This window comes from Pseudomonas oleovorans subsp. oleovorans, from assembly GCF_002197815.1.
Classification (GTDB): Bacteria; Pseudomonadota; Gammaproteobacteria; order Pseudomonadales; family Pseudomonadaceae; genus Aquipseudomonas; species Aquipseudomonas oleovorans.
Map to the genome: position 1 here is coordinate 15,694 of NZ_NIUB01000032.1, position 17,779 is coordinate 33,472.

Sequence of the window (17,779 nt, forward strand, 5' to 3'; positions counted from 1 at the left end):
TTTTTTATGCAACGCCGTAAATTCCTTTCACGCGCTCTGGTCGCACTCGACGCGGTTACGTCCACCTTGTTTGGCCCGGTACAGGGCTGCATCGGCCCGTTGCAGAAGCTGCTGCGGATCCCCTCCCGCAGTGGCCTGCATTGCGGCCACACCGATGCTCAGGGTGACGCGAGCGTAGGGCGAGCCGCTTCAGAGTAGCCATGGCGGCGATCAGTTTTTCGGCCCGTTGCAGCGCGCCGCCCAACTCGGTGCCCGACGCCAGGAAGACGAACTCCTCCCCTCCGTAGCGGGCAACGAAATCCGTCGAGCGCGCCAGCGTCGCCGCCAGTGTCTGCGCGATCTGACGCAAACAGGCATCGCCTGCCGGGTGCCCGTAGAGGTCGTTGTAGGCCTTGAACCAGTCTACATCCATGATGGCCAGCGCCAGCGGCGTAGCATTGCGTTGTGCCTGTCGCCATTGTTGCGTGAGTTCGGCATCGAACTGCCGGCGGTTGCCGATATTCGTCAATGCATCGGTCACGCTGAGATTTTCCAGGCGTTGATTGAGCCGCTGCAGTTCCTGCGTGCGTTCCTGCACACGCTGCTCCAGTTCACGCTCGGAGCGCTGCAGGGTCTCTACCAGTTGTGCCTGGGTTTGCAGCAGTTGCGCCTGGGTGCGCATTTTTTCCTGACCCATGACGTTGATGCGGTCGGCCAGGGCAAAGGCCAGCAGGAGCATCTCCAGCGATGAGCCCAACTGCAGGCCATCGACGGTGAATACGTTGGTCGGCAGCACGCCCATGGCACGCAGCGTGGTGGTGGCGCCACCGAGTATCAGCAGGCCAAAGGCTGCAAGGAAAAAAATAGGCGCTGCGCTGACGTTTCAGCGTACAGACGAGTGCGATGGCGAATATCGCCAACGCCGTGAGCAGGTTGAACATAATGGCCATGCGCGCGACCTGCGGCAGTACCAGGGCATAGATCACGGGTGTGATCAGGTAAAGAGCAATCATCGCCAGCAACAGACGATCCGCCCAGGGCTGCGTGTGCCGGGTCTGCAGCATCTGGCGCATGAACAGCATCAGCGCGCACAGGGCGAAGGAGGCACTGTCGACGACGTCATACTGAAACCGCTCGGCCATCTCAGGCGAGCGCAGCGCCTCCAGCGTCAGGCTTTGGCTCGTATCCTCGAACTTGCCGACCAGGATCGTCAGCGATGGTCGTGCACGAGCTGGGCAATATCGAGCCTGCGCTCCAGCGCCCATGTATCCGGCAGGCAGACAACCGACAGCACTATCCAGATGATGAGCCGAAGAATGTAAACACGCTTCATTGAGGGCATTCTGTGAGGATCAATGGGCCTGAGCTCAGGGCTGAAAACCTCGGACGAAACCGAGGCGATGACCATGTGCCACCATCGTGCACTGTCACGCGCCCGCTTACGATCTTTATATGCGCGAACGAGTGAAGGAGCGCCCCATGACGCCGCAACACATCATCACTTTCTGCCTGGCCCTGCCTGGCGCCCGCGAAGATTTCAAATGGGGCGGCAATCGGGTGTTTTCCGTGGCCGGCAACAAGATGTTCGCCATTATCGATTCACTCGGTGAGGGGCTGGCCTTCAAGGTCGATGCCGACCTGTTTCTCGGCTATATCGACCGCCCCGGCATCCGCCCTGCCCCTTACCTGGCTCGCGCTCGCTGGATCAGCATGAATGCGCGGCAATTGCCGCTCGGCGACGACGAGCTGCGCCAACTGCTGACGCGCTCGCACCAACTGGTGGTTCGCAAACTGCCAAAACGTCTGCAGCCGGGGTTGCTGCTATAAGGGCGCAGCCATTTGCAGATGGATCACGCGGCGCTGCTGCAGGCTGATCGGTGGCTCGAAAATCTGGCGATAGTGTTCTCTGGCCAGGCGGCGTATCAGCCCACTGCGCTGCGCCTGTGGCAGCAGCGTCTGCAGCAGGCTGTGCAGCTCAGGGTATGCCGGCGAGACGTAGAGGACATGATCCTGTGGGTAACTGAACAGCAGGTGGCGCTCCACCTCCAGATCGGCATGCTGCGTCCACTCATGCGCCATTTCATGGGCGCCGCGGGGCAGGTAATCGATCAGGCGCGTCGTCGAGGCCACCATCCGGTACAGCCGTTTCCAGTCGCCCTCGATGGTCACCACCGGCAGATCATTGGCCTCCCAGATGGCCCTATCCGCCCAGGCCGCTCCCATGCCAGCCACCTGCTGCAGGCGGCGAAAGTCCTCCAGGCTGTGCACGTTGTCATACAAGGCCTGGCTGCCCTTGGGGATGAACAAAATGCGCTGGTTGACCAGGTTGTCGGTCATGCCCACCCGCACCGGCAGGAACCTGCGCTCACGCACCTGTGTCGGGCCAAGGATCAGGGCGCTGATATCCCCACGCTGCAGCATGACCTCCAGGCGCGTCATGGGAGGGTTGCCACGCTCGCGTACCGTGACGTCATGGCCTCCGAGAGCCAGGGTCTGCTCGAGCACTTGTCGGATATAGGCAACTGACTCAGGCGTCCCGCCCAGCGTCAGCTGTACCTCGGTAGAGGCGTACACGGGCCCAAGCAGGCAACACAGCAGCCACAGACCCGCTACCCGAATACGGGGCCTCAGATGCGGTGTAGCAGCGGGTTTGCCGGTTCTTTTCAATCTTGTTGTCATGGCCACGTTGTGCTCGCCAGGCAGGCGGGGTCCCTCTCTGGCAGGCTTGGAACGCCAACATAGCTGCTTGGCACACTGCAATGCCAGTTCCGCAGCAAGCTGTCCCTAGCGCACCAATGAGGGCAGGTGGTGTAGTACGTAGGCGCCATCGAACAGCAGCAGGTCGATCCAGAGTAGCTGGTGCAAGCCGACGATCAGCCAGAAAACCGTCTGATAGGAGGCCTTGCGCGTCTTGTGACGGAAGACTTGTTGAGCGATTAGCGCGCCTGGCCAGCCACCAAGCATTTCGACCAGATGCAGGGTGTTCTCCGGCGTACGCTGAGCACCGATCTGGGCGTTGCGTTTGTCCAGCCAGTACTGCACGAAGCTCAGCAGGCTGGCCGACAGGTACAGCGGCGCCAGCCACCAGAGCCCCTTGCCGAACAGCTGCAGGGCAGCGAGCACTGGCAATACGCAGAGCAAGGCAAACAGGACGATCTTGCTGCCTGGACTGTGGATGCCTCCCGACTGTGTCGCCGCTCTGCGTGCAGGTTTGGCAGCGGGTTTTGGCCGCGCCGACGCAGCATTGTCCGGCGTTTTCGGCTTGCGCCGGATGGCCTGGCGGTCGAGGCTCAGTTCGCCGGCCAGACGCAGGTGCGCGGCACGTGGCCGACCACGCTCGTCGCGCCCTTCGATGAACAGCACATCGTCCCCTGGCTGCGGGCGGCGATCACCGCGCATGACGGAAATGTGCGCGAAAACGTCAGCACCGCCGTTTGCCGGCTGGATGAAGCCAAAGCCCTTGGCATCATCCCAGCTTTTCAGGCGTCCCTTGCGCTCGTTGTCCATCACGGCTGAGCGGTGCTCCAGTCGATCAGGTGCAACTGCCAGGTCGCCAGAATCACCAGGCCGAAGGCAATGCGATACCAAGCGAATACCGCATAGCTGTGGTTGGTGATGAACTTGAGCAAGGCACGCACGGTGATCATCGCCACGATGAAGGTGCTGACGAAGCCAATGGCGAAGATTGGCAAGTCGCTCATCTGCAGAATGTCGCGGTACTTGAACAGCGAATAGACCGTGGCCGCCACCATAGTCGGCATGGCAAGGAAGAAGGAAAACTCGGTCGCGGCCTTGCGCGACAACCCGAAGACCAGGCCGCCGATGATGGTAGCGCCCGAACGCGACGTACCTGGAATCAGCGCCAGGCACTGGGCGAAACCGACCTTCAGGGCCAGCTTCCAGTCCATGTCGTCGACCGTTTCGGCCTGGATGGTATGATCGCGTTTCTCTGCCCAGAGCATGATGATGCCGCCGATGATCAGCGCCATGGCCACGGTAATGGGGTTGAACAGCCAGTGCTCGATGAGATCGGCGAAGGCCAGGCCGAAGATCACGGCCGGAATGAACGCCAACAGCAGATTGAAGGTGAAACGCTGGGCCTTGGGCTCATTGGGCAGCCCGACCACCACACCGAGCACCTTGGCCCGGAACTCCCAGATCACCGCCAGAATGGCGCCAAGCTGGATAATGATCTTAAACGCGGTTGCCGTTTGGCCATTGAAACCTAGCAAGTCTCCGACCACGATCAGGTGCCCGGTGCTGGAAATCGGCAAGAACTCGGTCAGCCCTTCCACAATGCCCAGAATCAGAGCCTGAAAGGCCATCCAGATATCCATCAACTCCCCCAAAGCACGACGACTTCGCCGCGCGTAAACTCGAATATGCAATACAGCCCGCCGTGGGACATAAACACGCTACGCAGGTTCCTGCGCGTGCGTCCCGGCAGAAACAGCGCCTGGCTCGCCAATCACTCAGGTTTTGCGCCTGGCGGCCGAAATGCTATCAGACAACTGGCGTGAATAATGCTCCGATGCGACAGTATCGCCAGTACTGCTCGGGGTTGCCCTGACGCTGACAATTACAACAATCCGGTATTCGCCCATGAACCATTTACGCAGTCTCCCCATCAGCCGTCGCCTGTGGTTGATTCTGGCGCTTGCCCTCCTGACGCTGATCCTCCAGGGCGCTTATATGTTGCGCCAGATACACAGCGATCTTTACCTCGCCAAATCGGAAAAAACCGAGCATGTGGTGCAGAGCGTGGCGGGCATCCTCAAGTATTTCCATGATCTGGAAAGCGCCGGCAGCCTTGACCGTGAACAGGCCCAGAAACAGGCGATGGAGGTCATACGCGGGCTGCGTTATGCCGGCCAGGAGTATTTCTGGATCAATGACCAGACGCCGGTGATGGTCATGCACCCGACCAATCCCAAGCTCGAAGGTCAGAGCCTGTCCAGCTTCAAGGACCCGGACGGCAAGGCGCTGTTCAACGAGATGGTCGCCATCACCCGCAGCCAGGGTGCCGGCCAGGTCGATTACCGCTGGCCGAAGCCAGGCGCCAGTGACCCGGTACCGAAGATTTCCTATGTCGAGCTGTTCCAGCCCTGGGGCTGGATCATTGGCTCCGGTGTCTATGTCGATGATGTACAGGCAGAGTTCAAGGCTCAGGCACTGAAAGCCATCACCATCGGCTTTCTGATCGCCGTGCTGCTGACGGGGCTGGTGGTCGTCATTACCCGCAGTATCGTGCAACCGCTGCAGGCAGCGGTCGACGCCATGGCCAACATCGCCAGCGGCGAAGGCGACCTGACCCGTAATCTCGATACTCATGGCCGCGATGAACTCACCGCACTGGCCGCCCACTTCAATGCCTTCACCGACAAGCTGCGGCACGTTATCCGTCAGATGCTCGAGTCGGCCGGCTCGCTGGATCAGGCCGCGGGCAATCTCGGCGATATTTCCAGCGAAGCTCAGCGCCATAGCCAGCAGCAGGCCCAGCAGATGGAGCTGGTCGCGACCGCCGTCAACGAGGTGACCTACGGTGTGCAGGACGTGGCGAAGAACGCCGAGCACGCCTCCAGCGAGATGCACACCGCCGAGGACCAGGCCAGACAAGGCCAGCAGAACATCGAAGCGAGCCTGCGCCAGATCGATCAGTTGTCGGGCACCATCGACAAGGCCGTCGAGGTGATCCAATCACTGGCCAGCGAGAGCACGCAGATCGGCAGCGTGCTGGAGGTGATCCGCTCCATCGCCGAGCAAACCAACCTGCTCGCCCTCAACGCTGCCATCGAGGCTGCCCGCGCTGGTGAGCAGGGTCGCGGTTTCGCTGTGGTTGCCGACGAAGTGAGGTTGCTGGCGCAACGTACGCAGACCTCCACCGCAGAAATTCAGGGCATGATCGAGCGTCTTCAGGGCAACTCCGAGGCCGCAGTCAAGGTGATCAACGAAAGCAGTCGCGCCTCCCAACTGACTGTGGAACAAGCCAGCCAGGCCGGCGAAAGCCTCGCCCAGATCGCCCAGTCGCTACGCAACCTGACCGGGCTCAATGCCTCGATCGCCAGCGCCACCCTGCAGCAATCCCACGTGGTGGAGGACATCAATCAGAACGTCACGCAGACGGCAGCGCTGGCCCACAACACCGCCGAGGCTGCCGAGCAGTCGAGCGCGGCCAGCCAGCACCTGAAACAGCTGGCCGACCAGCTCAGTCGTCTGCTTGGGCAATTCCGCGTATGAATCGACCATGAGCAGCATGCAGCATCAGGAGGTCGATTTTAGTCGACCACAGAATCAGGACCTGATCTGGGACCTGGACAGCATGGCCCGCCGCGAGCTGGCCGAACGTTTCATCAAGCTGTTCGAGAACCGCTTGTGCGTCTATTCCGAGTCGGTGGGGCAGCTGTACACCAACTACAGCCTGCACTTCCCCACCGACCTCGGGCGCAAGATGGTGGTGCTGCCTAATCCCTACGCATTCCACGACACCCTGCACGGTATCGATAGCCAGGCCATCCGCAAGACGGGCCTGTGCGTGTTGCCGGGCAAGGTTCTGGGCAAACCTGGGCTCCTGCTCAGCACCCAGATCAAGGATGGCGGGCCGGCGCCCAAGACCATGCCCTTCAAACCAGCCCTGGCGCAGATCATCAGCAACCAGAAGAAAATCGGTGATCTGTTCCTGCCGGTGCTGATGAAGGGCGACCTGCGCGAGTTCGACCAGCAGATGCCCTATATCCACCTGCATCGCCTGCAGCTGGCACGCCTGGAGCGACTGTCGAGCTTCGAGCGTGACGACATCCAGCAAACCATTACCCGCAAGCTGCTGATGCTCCATCGACAAGCCGACAGCCTGGTGTGCTGAGCCGCCTGCATCAGTACAATCGCCACCCTTTCCTGATTTGAGGGCGCCAGATGTCCTGGCTTGAACTCGTTGCTGCCGGGCTCGGCATCGTCGCAGTCTGGCTGACGGTCAGACAGAACCCCTGGTGCTGGCCCATCGGCCTGATCATGGTGCTGCTCTACGCCTGGCTGTTCTATGACTGGCGGCTGTATTCCAACTTGCTCTTGCAACTGTTGTTCGCTGCGCTGCAACTCTACGGTTGGTGGCTGTGGACCCGTGGCGGCGACCGCCACGATGGACGTAAGGTCAGCCGCCTGGGTGTGGTCGCCGTTCTGACTGGATTGCTGAGCGGCGCGCTCGGTGCCGGGTTGCTCGGCTACCTTATGGCCACTTACACCGATGCCAGCTCGCCCTGGCTGGATTCGGCGCTGACCGCCTTCAGCCTGGTGGCGCAGCTGTGGATGGCGCAGAAACGCCTGCAATGCTGGGCGCTCTGGGTAATGGTCGATATCTGCTACGTGGCCTTCTTCCTGTATAGCGAGCTGTACCTGACTGCAGGTCTCTACGCGGCCTTCACCGCCCTGGCCATCAGTGGCTGGCTCACCTGGCGCCGCGACCCGGCGTTGCAGCACGCGTCATGAAAGTCCTGGTGCTGACCGGCCCCGAGTCCAGCGGCAAGAGCTGGCTGGCAGCGCAAATACAAGCGCGCTTCGGTGGCGTGGTGGTGGGCGAGTACGTGCGCCACTTCATCGACGAACAACAGCGCGATACCTGCTACGCCGACATCGCCGAGATCGCTCGCGGCCAATTGGCCTGGGAGGATGCCGCGCGAGCAACCAGGCCGCAGTTGCTGATTCTCGACACGCACCTGCTGAGCAACATGCTCTGGAGCCAATGCCTGTTCGGCGATTGTCCGCACGGGTTGGAGGCCGAGTTGCTGGCGCGCCACTACGACCAGCATCTGTTACTCGACCCCGCAGGCGTACCCTGGGTCGAAGACGGCCAGCGTTGCCAGCCTCAGTTGGTCGAGCGCCAGGCCTTTCATCAGGCCTGCCGGGATTGGCTGCAGGGTAACGGGCAGCGTTTCTGCGAACTGTCAGGTGGCTGGGATGAGCGGCGCCAGGCTGCGCTGGCGCAAGTCGCGACGCTGCTCGGCTTAGCGAATCAACACGCTGACCCAGGCCACTAACAGGCTCAGGCAGACCACCAGGGTCAACGGCGTACGCAGGGCCGGATACCATTGCGGCGCCAGCCCTACGCGTACTGCGTGCATGTCTGCCAGGTACAGGCCGATAAAGGCAAAAAGGAAAATCGGCAGGGACAAGCCAATCGGCAGTCCACCAGCCAATGCGGCCCAGCCCAGCAAGGGCGGAATCACCGACAGCCCCAGTTGCAGCTTGGCCTTTTCATCGGTTTCCTCCGCACGCATCGCCAAACCCCAGTGAATGGCGCCCATAAAGGCCAGAATCACCGCAGCAAAATCCAGCAGCGCGTCCAATACGAAAGGTCGCCAGCCCAGGGGAATCACCCAGATTCCCAATGCACCACCAACGAATGGCACCAGCCCGGCATAACCCAGCAACACGGCCAGTTTCGGTGGCTTCGCGGCGTCGAACGGGTGCATGAAAATCTCCTTGTCGATAGGTTCGACGGGCACCTTAGCAGTGTTTCTCGAGCGTTACAGCATGCGTCTCAGCGCAGACGATGCTTGTGCAGCAAGCGATAGAAGGTTGGCCGCGAAATCCCGAGCGTGCGCGCGGCCTGGCTCATGTTGTTGGCGTAGCGGCCCAGCACGTCGTTGAGCGCCTGGCGTTCGGCCCGCCGTATGTAGTCCTCCAGCGTGACCGGAGCATCGATGTTCGCTTGTGCCGGGCGCAAACCAAGATCGGCTGCAAGAATCTGCCGACCTTGAGCCAACACCAGGGCGCGTACCACGCGATTGCGCAGCTCACGCACATTGCCTGGCCAGGGATGGCTGATCATGGCGGTGATCGCCTCTTCACTGAAACGCCGATGATGCCGCCCGATTATCGCCCCGTGCTGTTTGGCGAAATGCTCGGCCAGCAGCGACAGGTCGCCTGGATATTCGCGCAGATTCGGCGTTTGTAGCTGTTGCGCCGCCAATTGATGAAACAGATCCCGCCTGAAACGTCCCTGCTGCAGTGCCTGCACCAACTCGCCTCGGTCCAGGGTCAATAGATGTGCTTGAGGATGGCGCTGCAGGTAGTCCAGCAACCTTTGCTGGTCAGCCGCAGAAAGCAGGGAAGCGTTTTCGAGCAGTACACTGGTAACGCTCGATGCGGCGAGAGCGGCCTCATCAAGAGGCTCGGCGCAGTCGATAGCGCGCATGGCCTGGGCAGCAAAGGATGAGCGCTGATGGAGCAAGCGGGCCAGAAGATGTTTGCCGCTACCACGTTCCCCGCTGACAAGTAGCGGCCCTTCGATACTACTCAGGCGATCGAGCTGCCGACGCAGACTGCGCGCTGCACCGCAATTGCCCAAGTACTGCGGCAGTTGTCGTCCGCTTTTCAATCTGCGCAAGCGAGTGGCTGCCTGCGCCTGTTGCAAGGTTTCCAGTAAGCGGGACATTGCCCCCGGCAATGTCAGCGCGGAGAAACACCATTCGCCGATCAGCTCTTCGCTGCCGATCTGCCTCAATCGCTCGGCATCCGCCAGCACGATGCAACCCAGTCCCGTCAGTTGCAGCTGTTTGAGCAATGCATGACTCGGTCGCTGATCGAGGTGAAGCAGGAGTGCATCACCTGCATGGCCATTGAGCGTTTCTGGCGTGCAGTGCCGCACTGACCAGCCAGCGGCCTGCAATGGTTGAAGCAGCGCTTCGCATGCATCGAAAGGATCGAGCATCAGTAATTGCCGGGATGCGACGGAAACAGCCTCCAACATACTCCATCCTTGGCGCCATTATTTTGTAATTCCAATAAAAACAACAATTTGGCGCTCGCAAGCGTAAAGCTAGCAAGAACTTTGACGCTTCATGGATCATTTCTCTATATGCATTGTTCCTACTGGTTATTGCAGAGTTTTCATGATCAACGCGATGGCATCTTGCCAACAGTATGCAGGGCGGCCAGTTACGCAAGAAACAGAGGTGGAACTTTCGCAGTAGAAAGTTGTAGCCGGCGAGACGCCAAAAGTTTTTATCAAGGCACACTACGCCGGTAATAAAACCTTTTTCAGCCATGTGTGACTTAGGGGTCTGCTGAGTTCATCAACAAGATTGAAAGGCCAACATCAATAACCTGTTGGCCGCCATTGATTGTTGGGAACAACTCGGAGAAACCGACCCCATGAACACACCGCTGCGTTTTAACGAAGCCCTGCTGATTGCCGATCGTGCCTTCCGCCCGTTCCAGTGCGTGGCCTGGGCTCCGCAGGACGGCACCGGCGTCGTCAGCATCAGCGTCATCGACCGCACCAACACCCGCCTGCTCGGCCGCACCCAGCTGTCCAGCGCCACCTACAGCGACCCGCAACAGCTGGAAGACGCGCTGCAGCGCTCCCGTGATGAGCTGCGCAGCCAGGGTTTTGACCTGGCACCTTGGAGCATGCCGGAATAAACCCCGTCGGGGCGCCTTGCGCGCCCCCAGATTTGCCCGTTGCGCTTGGCCGCCAGCGATTGCAGACTGCTGCGATCACCCACTTTGCCGAGCCTCGCGCCATGCTTGAACTGCGCCCCAACTGCGAGAACTGCGACTGCGATCTGCCTGCGTCCAGTGTTGACGCCTTGATCTGCTCCTTCGAGTGCACCTTCTGCCGCTCCTGCGCCGAATCCATCCTGGCGCTACGCTGCCCGAACTGCGGTGGCGAACTGGTAAAACGGCCGATTCGCCCGGCCGAAAAGCTCGAACGCTTCCCCGCCTCCAGCAAACGTGTACTCAAGGCCTGAAATGAAAAAGGGGCGACTCCAGTCGCCCCTTTTTCATGTGCAAGACGCCTATCAGTAGTAGGCGTTCTCGCGATTGCTGTGGTCGGTCACGTCACGCACCCCCTTGAGCTCTGGAATGCGCTCGAGCAGGGTTTTCTCGATGCCTTCCTTGAGGGTGTAATCGGCTTGGCCACAGCCCTGGCAACCACCGCCGAACTGCAGCACGGCAATGCCCTCTTCGACCACGTCGATCAGCGTCACCTGGCCGCCATGGCTGGCCAGGCCGGGATTGATCTCGGTCTGCAGGTAGTAGTTGATGCGTTCGTTGAGCGGACTGTCTTCGTTGACCATCGGCACCTTGGCGTTCGGCGCCTTGATGGTCAGCTGGCCGCCCATGCGATCGGTGGCGTAGTCGACGACTGCGTCTTCCAGGAAAGGCTCACTGACGCCATCGATCCAGGCGGTGAAACTGGCCAGGCCAACGGCGGTGTCTTCAGGCTTCTGCTCACCCGGCTTGCAGTAGGCAATGCAGGTTTCCGCGTAAGGCGTACCTGGCTGGGTGATGAAAACTCGGATGCCGATACCCGGAGTATCCTGCTTGCTCAGCAGCTCGGCCAGGTAATCTTCGGCAGCTTGGGTAATGATGATGGCGCTCATGGCAACTCCTCGCGAACATGGGCGCAGTGTACGCCAGAGCGCCGCCCGGTTAAAGCCCAACTAAATTAGTAGGAATTGATCGCAGCCATAGCCGCCATGCAACAAGCAATCTGGAGCGCACTTCACGTGCGCTCCGGTGCGTTTAGAGGTTCTGATAGCGGTTCATATCCAGCACGCCTGTCTCCAACGGCTGGGTTTCGCGAACATGCTCGGCGAGATCGTGAAAATAGCGCCAGAATTCAGGGTGGCTACGCCGTACACCCCAGCGCTCGACTATTTGCTCGAAGGATTTTGCGTCGCTGACACCTTCCATCTGCTTGACGAAGGCATCCACCTCCCCCGCTTTGACCGTGAACAGGAAATTCGGATAGCTGCTCAGCACTTCCGGGTAGATGGTCAGGGTGTCCAGGCGCGGTTGATAGCGCAGCTCCTCTCCCAGCATGAACGCCACGTTGCTGTGCGCACGGTTGCGCAGCAGGCTGTAGATCTCGCGCGAGCCATCGCTCAGCTCTACCCGCAATATCGTCGCTTCTGGCAGTTGATCGATCACCCGCAAGCCGCCCGCCGGACGACTGGCCAGGCGCGCCAACGTCTGCTCGACATCTTGCAGCTCCCTGGGCAAACCGTCGCGATAACACTGCGCGCCCGTGCAGCGGTTGATCGGGTCAGGACGCGCGTTGAGCTTGGCATAGCGCTGCAGCAGCTGTTCGGCGAACTGCTTCTTCGGATCGTCACCGGTCAGGCCAATGGCGCTCGGTGAACGATGATCGATTGAGGTGTAGTCCAGCAGCATCTTCAACTTGCCGCTGTTCTGATACCAGTCATCCAGGTAAGCCTCGCGTGATCGCGCCGGCAGCAGGCGCAGGAAGTTCACTTCGGCGCCATTGCGGATCAGGTCGAAGTACAGGCGCGTCTGCGCCTGGTGCGAAACGTTGCCGAACACGTCGAAGTTGACCACCAGTTGGTAGTAGGTGCGCTCCAGCAGCGGGTAATCCATCCACCAGAGGGTCTGCGGGATCTCGCCGAGCAGGCCTTTGCGCACTGAGGCACTGTCGTGCTGGCGGAAGATCGACAGCAGCGCGTTGTCATTACCGCTCCAGATATGTGCCCAGTCCGCAGGAGGTGCGTCGGCGTAAGCGTCCTTGCGCAGGTTCTCGTAGTCGTTGCGCTTGTCGCGATAGTTGCGCCACAAGCCCAGCAGATCGCCGATATCGTCGAACTGGCCGGGCATGGCCAACAGCGGCGTGGCCTCGCGCTGGTAATTGGCATCGGTGATGTAGAGATCGTGCTCCGGCGCCTGGAACACGGCCCAGAAGTTGTCGCGAATCACGTCAGTGGCGATCTGCCCGCGGCACACCGGACCACGGATAAAGGTGCGCACGAAGTACTCGGCGTTATCCAGCATGAACTGATAGCGCGCACGCGCCGGAATCGCGGCGAAGGTTTCGAAGGGGTTGGCACGGCGTTGTGCGCCATAACCGGGGACAGCATCCAGCGTCCAGTCCTCACCGAAGAACATCTCCTTCACCCGCGCCAGCTTGGCGTCGCCCAGCGGATAGGTGATGTGCGTCTTGTGCACGATCACACCCTGGATCGGCCATAGGCGGTAATAGAACTCGGTGCCCGGATCATCATTAGGGCGGCGCGTGGCGATGGGGTCGATGGGTTTGCCGCTAGGGGTACGAGAACGCACCATCTGGAAGAAATGCCCAGGCTCACCGCCCTCGAAGTGCAAATGCGCGAGGAACAGGTGCTCGTAGAGCCAGCGCGACACCAGATCCTGCCGCACACCGGGCGCGTTCATGAAATTTTCCCACTGCTCCACCTGGCGCAACTCGACTGCACTGGGCTTGAGCGCCTGTTCGGCGACCGGCGCACCCTGGGCCAGCCACTGTTCCAGGGTGGCGTACTCGTCATCGTTCAGCCCCGTCACGGCGAACGGCATGCCGCCATGGGGATTCTTCTGCGCATAGGCGGCGAATTCACCCGGCAATGGGCAGCTGTTGCTGCGGGTGATGGCTATGTCGAGGTTGTCAGGGAGCTTGGCATTGGGCTCGAGCGGTTGGCTGCGACCCAGCTCCAGCATGCGCTTGATCAGCGCAGCCTGGCCGTTGCCGCCATCGAGCACCGAATGAAAGTCGCGCTGGCGCCAGGCCGTCTCGCCCTGTGCATCCAGATAAAGCCGAGTGGTCGCTTGCGCCTTGCTGCGCGTACCGTCGTACACCAGTTGCTTGCTGGCGCCGCGCGCAATGCCTTCGCCACTGCCCAGATTGAGCTGGCACGGCGCGTCATAGCAGGTATGGCAGGCCACGCACTTGTGGGTGAGGATCGGTTGGACGTCATCGACATAGGAAATCGCTTCCGCACGGGCCAGGCCAGCTGCGAAAAAAAGAAGAAACAGAGCAGCGGGCTTGAGCATGACCACGTCCTTGAGTGCGATGCTGGCAATTCTAACGAGACGGCGCCTCCAGCAACATGAATGAAATTCATGAAAAGCCCGCTAGTGCTCCAGAACCCTGCAGCTTTGCTATCATCGCCCACCTTTGTTTCTGCTTTGCTCAGGTAGTTCTCATGTCCGATCGCAGCGCCCGCCTCCAAGCCCTCCAGCAAGCCCTGAAGGAGCGCATCCTGATCCTCGATGGCGGCATGGGCACCATGATCCAGAGCTACAAGCTGGAAGAGGCCGACTACCGCGGCGAGCGCTTCGCCGACTGGCCGAGCGACGTCAAAGGCAACAACGACCTGCTGCTGCTGACCCAGCCGCAGATCATCGCTGCCATCGAGAAAGCCTACCTGGATGCCGGCGCCGACATTCTGGAAACCAATACCTTCAATGCCACCCAAATATCCCAGGCCGACTATGGCATGGAAGGCCTGGCCTATGAGCTGAACGTCGCCGGTGCCCGGGTAGCCCGTGAAGTGGCCGACGCCAAGACCCTGGAAACCCCGGATCGCCCGCGTTTCGTCGCCGGCGTGCTTGGCCCGACCAGCCGCACCTGCTCGATTTCCCCTGACGTTAACGATCCCGGCTACCGCAACGTTACCTTCGATGAACTGGTAGACAACTACACCGAGGCCACTCGCGGCCTGATCGCCGGTGGCGCCGACCTGATCCTGATCGAGACCATCTTCGACACCCTCAACGCCAAGGCGGCGATCTTCGCCGTGCAGCAAGTGTTCGATGAAGACGGCGTCGAGTTGCCGATCATGATTTCCGGCACCATCACCGACGCCTCCGGCCGTACCCTGTCCGGACAGACCACCGAGGCGTTCTGGAACTCGGTGCGCCACGCCAACCCCATCTCCGTCGGTCTGAACTGTGCCCTTGGCGCCAAAGACCTGCGCCCTTACCTGGAAGAACTGTCGAACAAGGCAGACACCCACGTCTCTGCGCACCCCAACGCCGGCCTGCCCAACGCCTTCGGCGAGTACGACGAATCGCCTGCCGAGATGGCTGCGGTGGTCGAAGAGTTCGCAGCCAGCGGCTTTCTCAACATCATCGGCGGTTGCTGCGGTACCACGCCGGGGCATATACAGGCGATTGCCGAGGCGGTCGCCAAGTACCAACCCCGCGCCATTCCGGACATTCCCAAGGCCTGCCGCCTGTCGGGCCTCGAGCCCTTCACCATCGACCGCAACTCGCTGTTCGTTAACGTCGGCGAGCGTACCAACATCACCGGCTCGGCCAAGTTCGCCCGCTTGATCCGCGAGGAGAACTACACCGAGGCACTGGAAGTCGCCCTGCAGCAGGTGGAAGCCGGCGCTCAGGTGATCGACATCAACATGGACGAAGGCATGCTCGACTCCAAGGCCGCCATGGTCAGGTTCCTCAACCTGATCGCCGGCGAGCCGGACATCTCGCGCGTGCCGATCATGATCGACTCTTCGAAATGGGAAGTGATCGAAGCCGGCCTGAAGTGCATCCAGGGCAAGGGCATCGTCAACTCGATCTCGATGAAGGAAGGCGTCGAGCAGTTCAAGCACCACGCCAAACTGTGCAAGCGCTACGGCGCCGCGGTGGTGGTGATGGCCTTCGACGAGGTCGGCCAGGCCGACACCGCCGCGCGCAAGAAGGAAATCTGCCAGCGCAGCTACGACATTCTGGTCAACGAAGTGGGCTTCCCGCCGGAAGACATCATCTTCGACCCGAACATCTTCGCCGTCGCCACCGGTATCGAGGAGCACAACAACTACGCCGTGGACTTCATCGAAGCCTGCGCCTTCATTCGCGACAACCTGCCCTATGCGCTGAGCTCAGGCGGCGTCTCCAACGTGTCCTTCTCGTTCCGCGGCAACAACCCGGTACGTGAGGCGATCCACTCGGTATTTCTCTACTACGCGATCCAGAACGGCCTGACCATGGGCATCGTCAACGCCGGCCAACTGGAAATCTACGACGAGATCCCGAAAGAGCTGCGCAACGCCGTCGAAGACGTGGTGCTCAACCGCAACCCCAACGCCACCGAAGCCCTGCTGGCCATCGCCGACAAGTACAAAGGCGACGGCGCGGTCAAGGAAGTGGAAAACGAAGAATGGCGTTCGCTACCGGTCGGCAAGCGCCTGGAGCATGCCCTGGTCAAGGGCATCACCGCCTTCATCGTCGAAGATACCGAAGAATGCCGCCAGCAATGCGCGCGCCCCATCGAGGTCATCGAAGGCCCGCTGATGAGCGGCATGAATGTGGTCGGCGACCTGTTCGGCTCGGGCAAGATGTTCCTGCCCCAGGTGGTCAAGTCTGCCCGCGTTATGAAGCAGGCCGTTGCCCACCTGATTCCCTTCATCGAAGCGGAGAAAGGCGACAAACCGGAAGCCAAGGGCAAGATCCTCATGGCCACGGTCAAGGGCGACGTACACGATATCGGCAAGAACATCGTCGGCGTGGTGCTGGGCTGTAACGGCTACGACATCGTCGACCTCGGCGTGATGGTGCCGACGGAGAAGATCCTGCAGACCGCGATCGCCGAGAAGTGCGACATCATCGGCCTGTCCGGCCTGATCACTCCGTCGCTGGACGAGATGGTGCATGTCGCCAAGGAAATGCAGCGCCAGGGCTTTAACCTGCCACTGATGATCGGCGGCGCCACCACCTCCAAGGCTCACACCGCGGTGAAGATCGACCCGCAGTACAGCAACGACGCGGTGGTCTACGTGACCGACGCCTCGCGCGCCGTGGGCGTGGCCACCCAGCTGCTGTCCAAGGAGCTGAAGGCCGACTTCGTGCGCAAGACCCGCGAGGAATACGTGGTGGTGCGCGAGCGTACCTCGGCCCGCGCCTCGCGCACCGAGCGCCTGGGCTATGCCGACGCCATCGCCAACAAGCCGGCCTTCGACTGGAACGGCTACGTCGCGCCCAAGCCGAGCTTCACCGGTGCCCAGGTGCTGGACGACATCGACCTGGCGACCCTGGCCGAGTACATCGACTGGACGCCCTTCTTCATCTCCTGGGACTTGGCTGGCAAGTACCCACGCATCCTCACCGACGAAGTGGTCGGCGAAGCCGCCACCGCGTTGTTCGCCGATGCCCAGGCGATGCTGAAAAAGCTGATTGACGAGAAACTGATCAAGGCCCGCGCGGTATTCGGCTTCTGGCCGGCCAACCAGGTCGCCCATGACGACATCGAAGTCTATGGTAGCGACGGCAAGCCCCTGGCCACCCTGCACCACCTGCGCCAGCAGACCATCAAGCCCGACGGCAAGCCGAACCTGTCGCTGGCCGACTTTGTCGCGCCGAAGGAAAGCGGCGTAACCGACTACATAGGCGGCTTCATCACCACCGCTGGCATCGGTGCCGAGGAGCTGGCCAAGGCCTACGAGGCCAAGGGCGACGACTACAACTCGATCATGGTCAAGGCTCTGGCCGACCGCCTGGCCGAGGCCTGTGCCGAGTGGCTGCACGAACGTGTGCGCAAGGACTACTGGGGTTACGCCAGGGATGAGCAACTGGACAACGAAGCGCTGATCCGCGAGCAGTACAAGGGCATCCGCCCTGCCCCGGGCTACCCGGCCTGCCCGGATCACACCGAGAAAGCCACACTGTTCAAGCTGCTCGACCCCGAAGCTGACTACCACAAGGCCGGCAAGAGCGGCGTGTTCCTCACCGAGCACTACGCCATGTTCCCGGCGGCAGCAGTGTCCGGCTGGTACTTCGCCCACCCCGAGGCGCAGTACTTCGCCGTGGGCAAGGTGGACAAGGATCAGATCGAGCAGTACAGCAAGCGCAAGGGTCAGGACATCGCCGTCAGCGAACGCTGGCTGATGCCTAACCTGGGCTACGACGACTGATGCGAAAGAGCCCGCAATCGCGGGCTCTTTTCATTCATGCAGCGACGAACGAGGCGCGACTAGCGCCGATCATCGAAAAACTCGAACTCTCATGCACGGGCGCGGCTCCAAAACATGTCGAGCCATTTCGGCTCAAT

At 61.1% G+C, this 17,779-nt stretch carries 15 protein-coding genes and 2 pseudogenes; 8 read left to right on the top strand and 9 right to left on the bottom strand.

Annotated elements, in window-relative coordinates:
- Positions 1-58: 58 nt before the first annotated feature.
- Positions 59-781 (bottom strand): annotated as a pseudogene (locus tag PSOLE_RS24760) (diguanylate cyclase); the annotation flags it as partial.
- A 115-nt stretch (positions 782-896) separates the two neighbouring features.
- A pseudogene (locus tag PSOLE_RS25050) lies at positions 897-1,244 on the bottom strand (hypothetical protein); the annotation flags it as partial.
- A gap of 214 nt (positions 1,245-1,458) precedes the next feature.
- Between PSOLE_RS25050 and PSOLE_RS17470 the strand changes: the two are divergent.
- Complete coding sequence (locus PSOLE_RS17470) at positions 1,459-1,806, top strand: MmcQ/YjbR family DNA-binding protein (protein WP_003460185.1); 348 nt, start codon at positions 1,459-1,461, stop codon at positions 1,804-1,806.
- Here the strand turns inward: PSOLE_RS17470 and PSOLE_RS17475 are convergent.
- The 3 genes from PSOLE_RS17475 to PSOLE_RS17485 form a co-directional block, all read right to left on the bottom strand.
- Positions 1,801-2,553, bottom strand: a complete 753-nt coding sequence (locus PSOLE_RS17475) for a hypothetical protein (protein ID WP_242444914.1) — start codon at positions 2,551-2,553, stop codon at positions 1,801-1,803. The two genes, PSOLE_RS17470 and PSOLE_RS17475, sit on opposite strands and share 6 nt — an antisense overlap.
- A gap of 210 nt (positions 2,554-2,763) precedes the next feature.
- On the bottom strand, positions 2,764-3,489 hold the full coding sequence (locus PSOLE_RS17480; protein ID WP_003460187.1) for a DUF1294 domain-containing protein: 726 nt from the start codon (positions 3,487-3,489) through the stop codon (positions 2,764-2,766).
- Positions 3,486-4,316 carry an undecaprenyl-diphosphate phosphatase gene (locus PSOLE_RS17485; RefSeq protein WP_003460188.1) on the bottom strand — a complete coding sequence of 277 codons (831 nt, stop codon included), beginning with the start codon at positions 4,314-4,316 and terminating at the stop codon, positions 3,486-3,488. Before PSOLE_RS17485 ends, PSOLE_RS17480 begins: the two co-directional genes overlap by 4 nt.
- A 265-nt stretch (positions 4,317-4,581) precedes the next feature.
- Here PSOLE_RS17485 and PSOLE_RS17490 point away from each other — a divergent pair, with 265 nt between their 5' ends.
- From PSOLE_RS17490 to PSOLE_RS17505, 4 genes are read left to right on the top strand one after another with little or no spacing between them, the layout of a single operon-like run.
- A complete protein-coding gene (locus PSOLE_RS17490) occupies positions 4,582-6,216 on the top strand; it encodes a methyl-accepting chemotaxis protein (RefSeq protein WP_003460190.1) in 1,635 nt (544 codons plus the stop codon).
- A 7-nt stretch (positions 6,217-6,223) separates the two neighbouring features.
- Positions 6,224-6,838 carry a hypothetical protein gene (locus tag PSOLE_RS17495; RefSeq protein WP_074858751.1) on the top strand — a complete coding sequence of 205 codons (615 nt, stop codon included), beginning with the start codon at positions 6,224-6,226 and terminating at the stop codon, positions 6,836-6,838.
- A 50-nt stretch (positions 6,839-6,888) separates the two neighbouring features.
- Complete coding sequence (pnuC, locus tag PSOLE_RS17500; protein WP_003460193.1) at positions 6,889-7,458, top strand: nicotinamide riboside transporter PnuC; 570 nt, start codon at positions 6,889-6,891, stop codon at positions 7,456-7,458.
- Positions 7,455-8,006 carry an AAA family ATPase gene (locus tag PSOLE_RS17505; RefSeq protein WP_003460195.1) on the top strand — a complete coding sequence of 184 codons (552 nt, stop codon included), beginning with the start codon at positions 7,455-7,457 and terminating at the stop codon, positions 8,004-8,006. The genes pnuC and PSOLE_RS17505 overlap by 4 nt, the downstream gene beginning before the upstream one ends.
- Here PSOLE_RS17505 and PSOLE_RS17510 read toward each other — a convergent pair.
- Together PSOLE_RS17510 and PSOLE_RS17515 are read right to left on the bottom strand one after the other, a co-directional pair.
- Entirely contained in the window at positions 7,974-8,441 is a 468-nt protein-coding gene (locus tag PSOLE_RS17510; RefSeq protein ID WP_003460198.1) for a DUF3429 domain-containing protein, read from the bottom strand. The genes PSOLE_RS17505 and PSOLE_RS17510 overlap by 33 nt on opposite strands.
- Before the next feature lie 68 nt (positions 8,442-8,509).
- Complete coding sequence (locus tag PSOLE_RS17515; protein ID WP_003460199.1) at positions 8,510-9,721, bottom strand: sigma-54-dependent transcriptional regulator; 1,212 nt, start codon at positions 9,719-9,721, stop codon at positions 8,510-8,512.
- A gap of 404 nt (positions 9,722-10,125) precedes the next feature.
- Between PSOLE_RS17515 and PSOLE_RS17520 the strand changes: the two genes are divergently transcribed.
- A complete protein-coding gene (locus PSOLE_RS17520; RefSeq protein ID WP_003460201.1) occupies positions 10,126-10,395 on the top strand; it encodes a hypothetical protein in 270 nt (89 codons plus the stop codon).
- Positions 10,396-10,496: 101 nt separating this feature from the next.
- On the top strand, positions 10,497-10,724 hold the full coding sequence (locus PSOLE_RS17525; protein WP_003460203.1) for a DUF1272 domain-containing protein: 228 nt from the start codon (positions 10,497-10,499) through the stop codon (positions 10,722-10,724).
- A gap of 51 nt (positions 10,725-10,775) precedes the next feature.
- Here PSOLE_RS17525 and nfuA read toward each other — a convergent pair whose 3' ends face one another.
- Positions 10,776-11,360, bottom strand: a complete 585-nt coding sequence (nfuA, locus tag PSOLE_RS17530; protein ID WP_003460205.1) for a Fe-S biogenesis protein NfuA — start codon at positions 11,358-11,360, stop codon at positions 10,776-10,778.
- Positions 11,361-11,502: 142 nt separating this feature from the next.
- Positions 11,503-13,779 (bottom strand): fatty acid cis/trans isomerase, encoded by a 2,277-nt coding sequence (locus PSOLE_RS17535; RefSeq protein WP_074858754.1) that lies wholly within the window; start codon positions 13,777-13,779, stop codon positions 11,503-11,505.
- Positions 13,780-13,931: 152 nt separating this feature from the next.
- On the opposite strand from PSOLE_RS17535, the gene metH reads away from it, so the two are divergent.
- Positions 13,932-17,642 (top strand): methionine synthase, encoded by a 3,711-nt coding sequence (metH, locus tag PSOLE_RS17540; RefSeq protein WP_003460210.1) that lies wholly within the window; start codon positions 13,932-13,934, stop codon positions 17,640-17,642.
- Positions 17,643-17,779 lie beyond the last annotated feature (137 nt).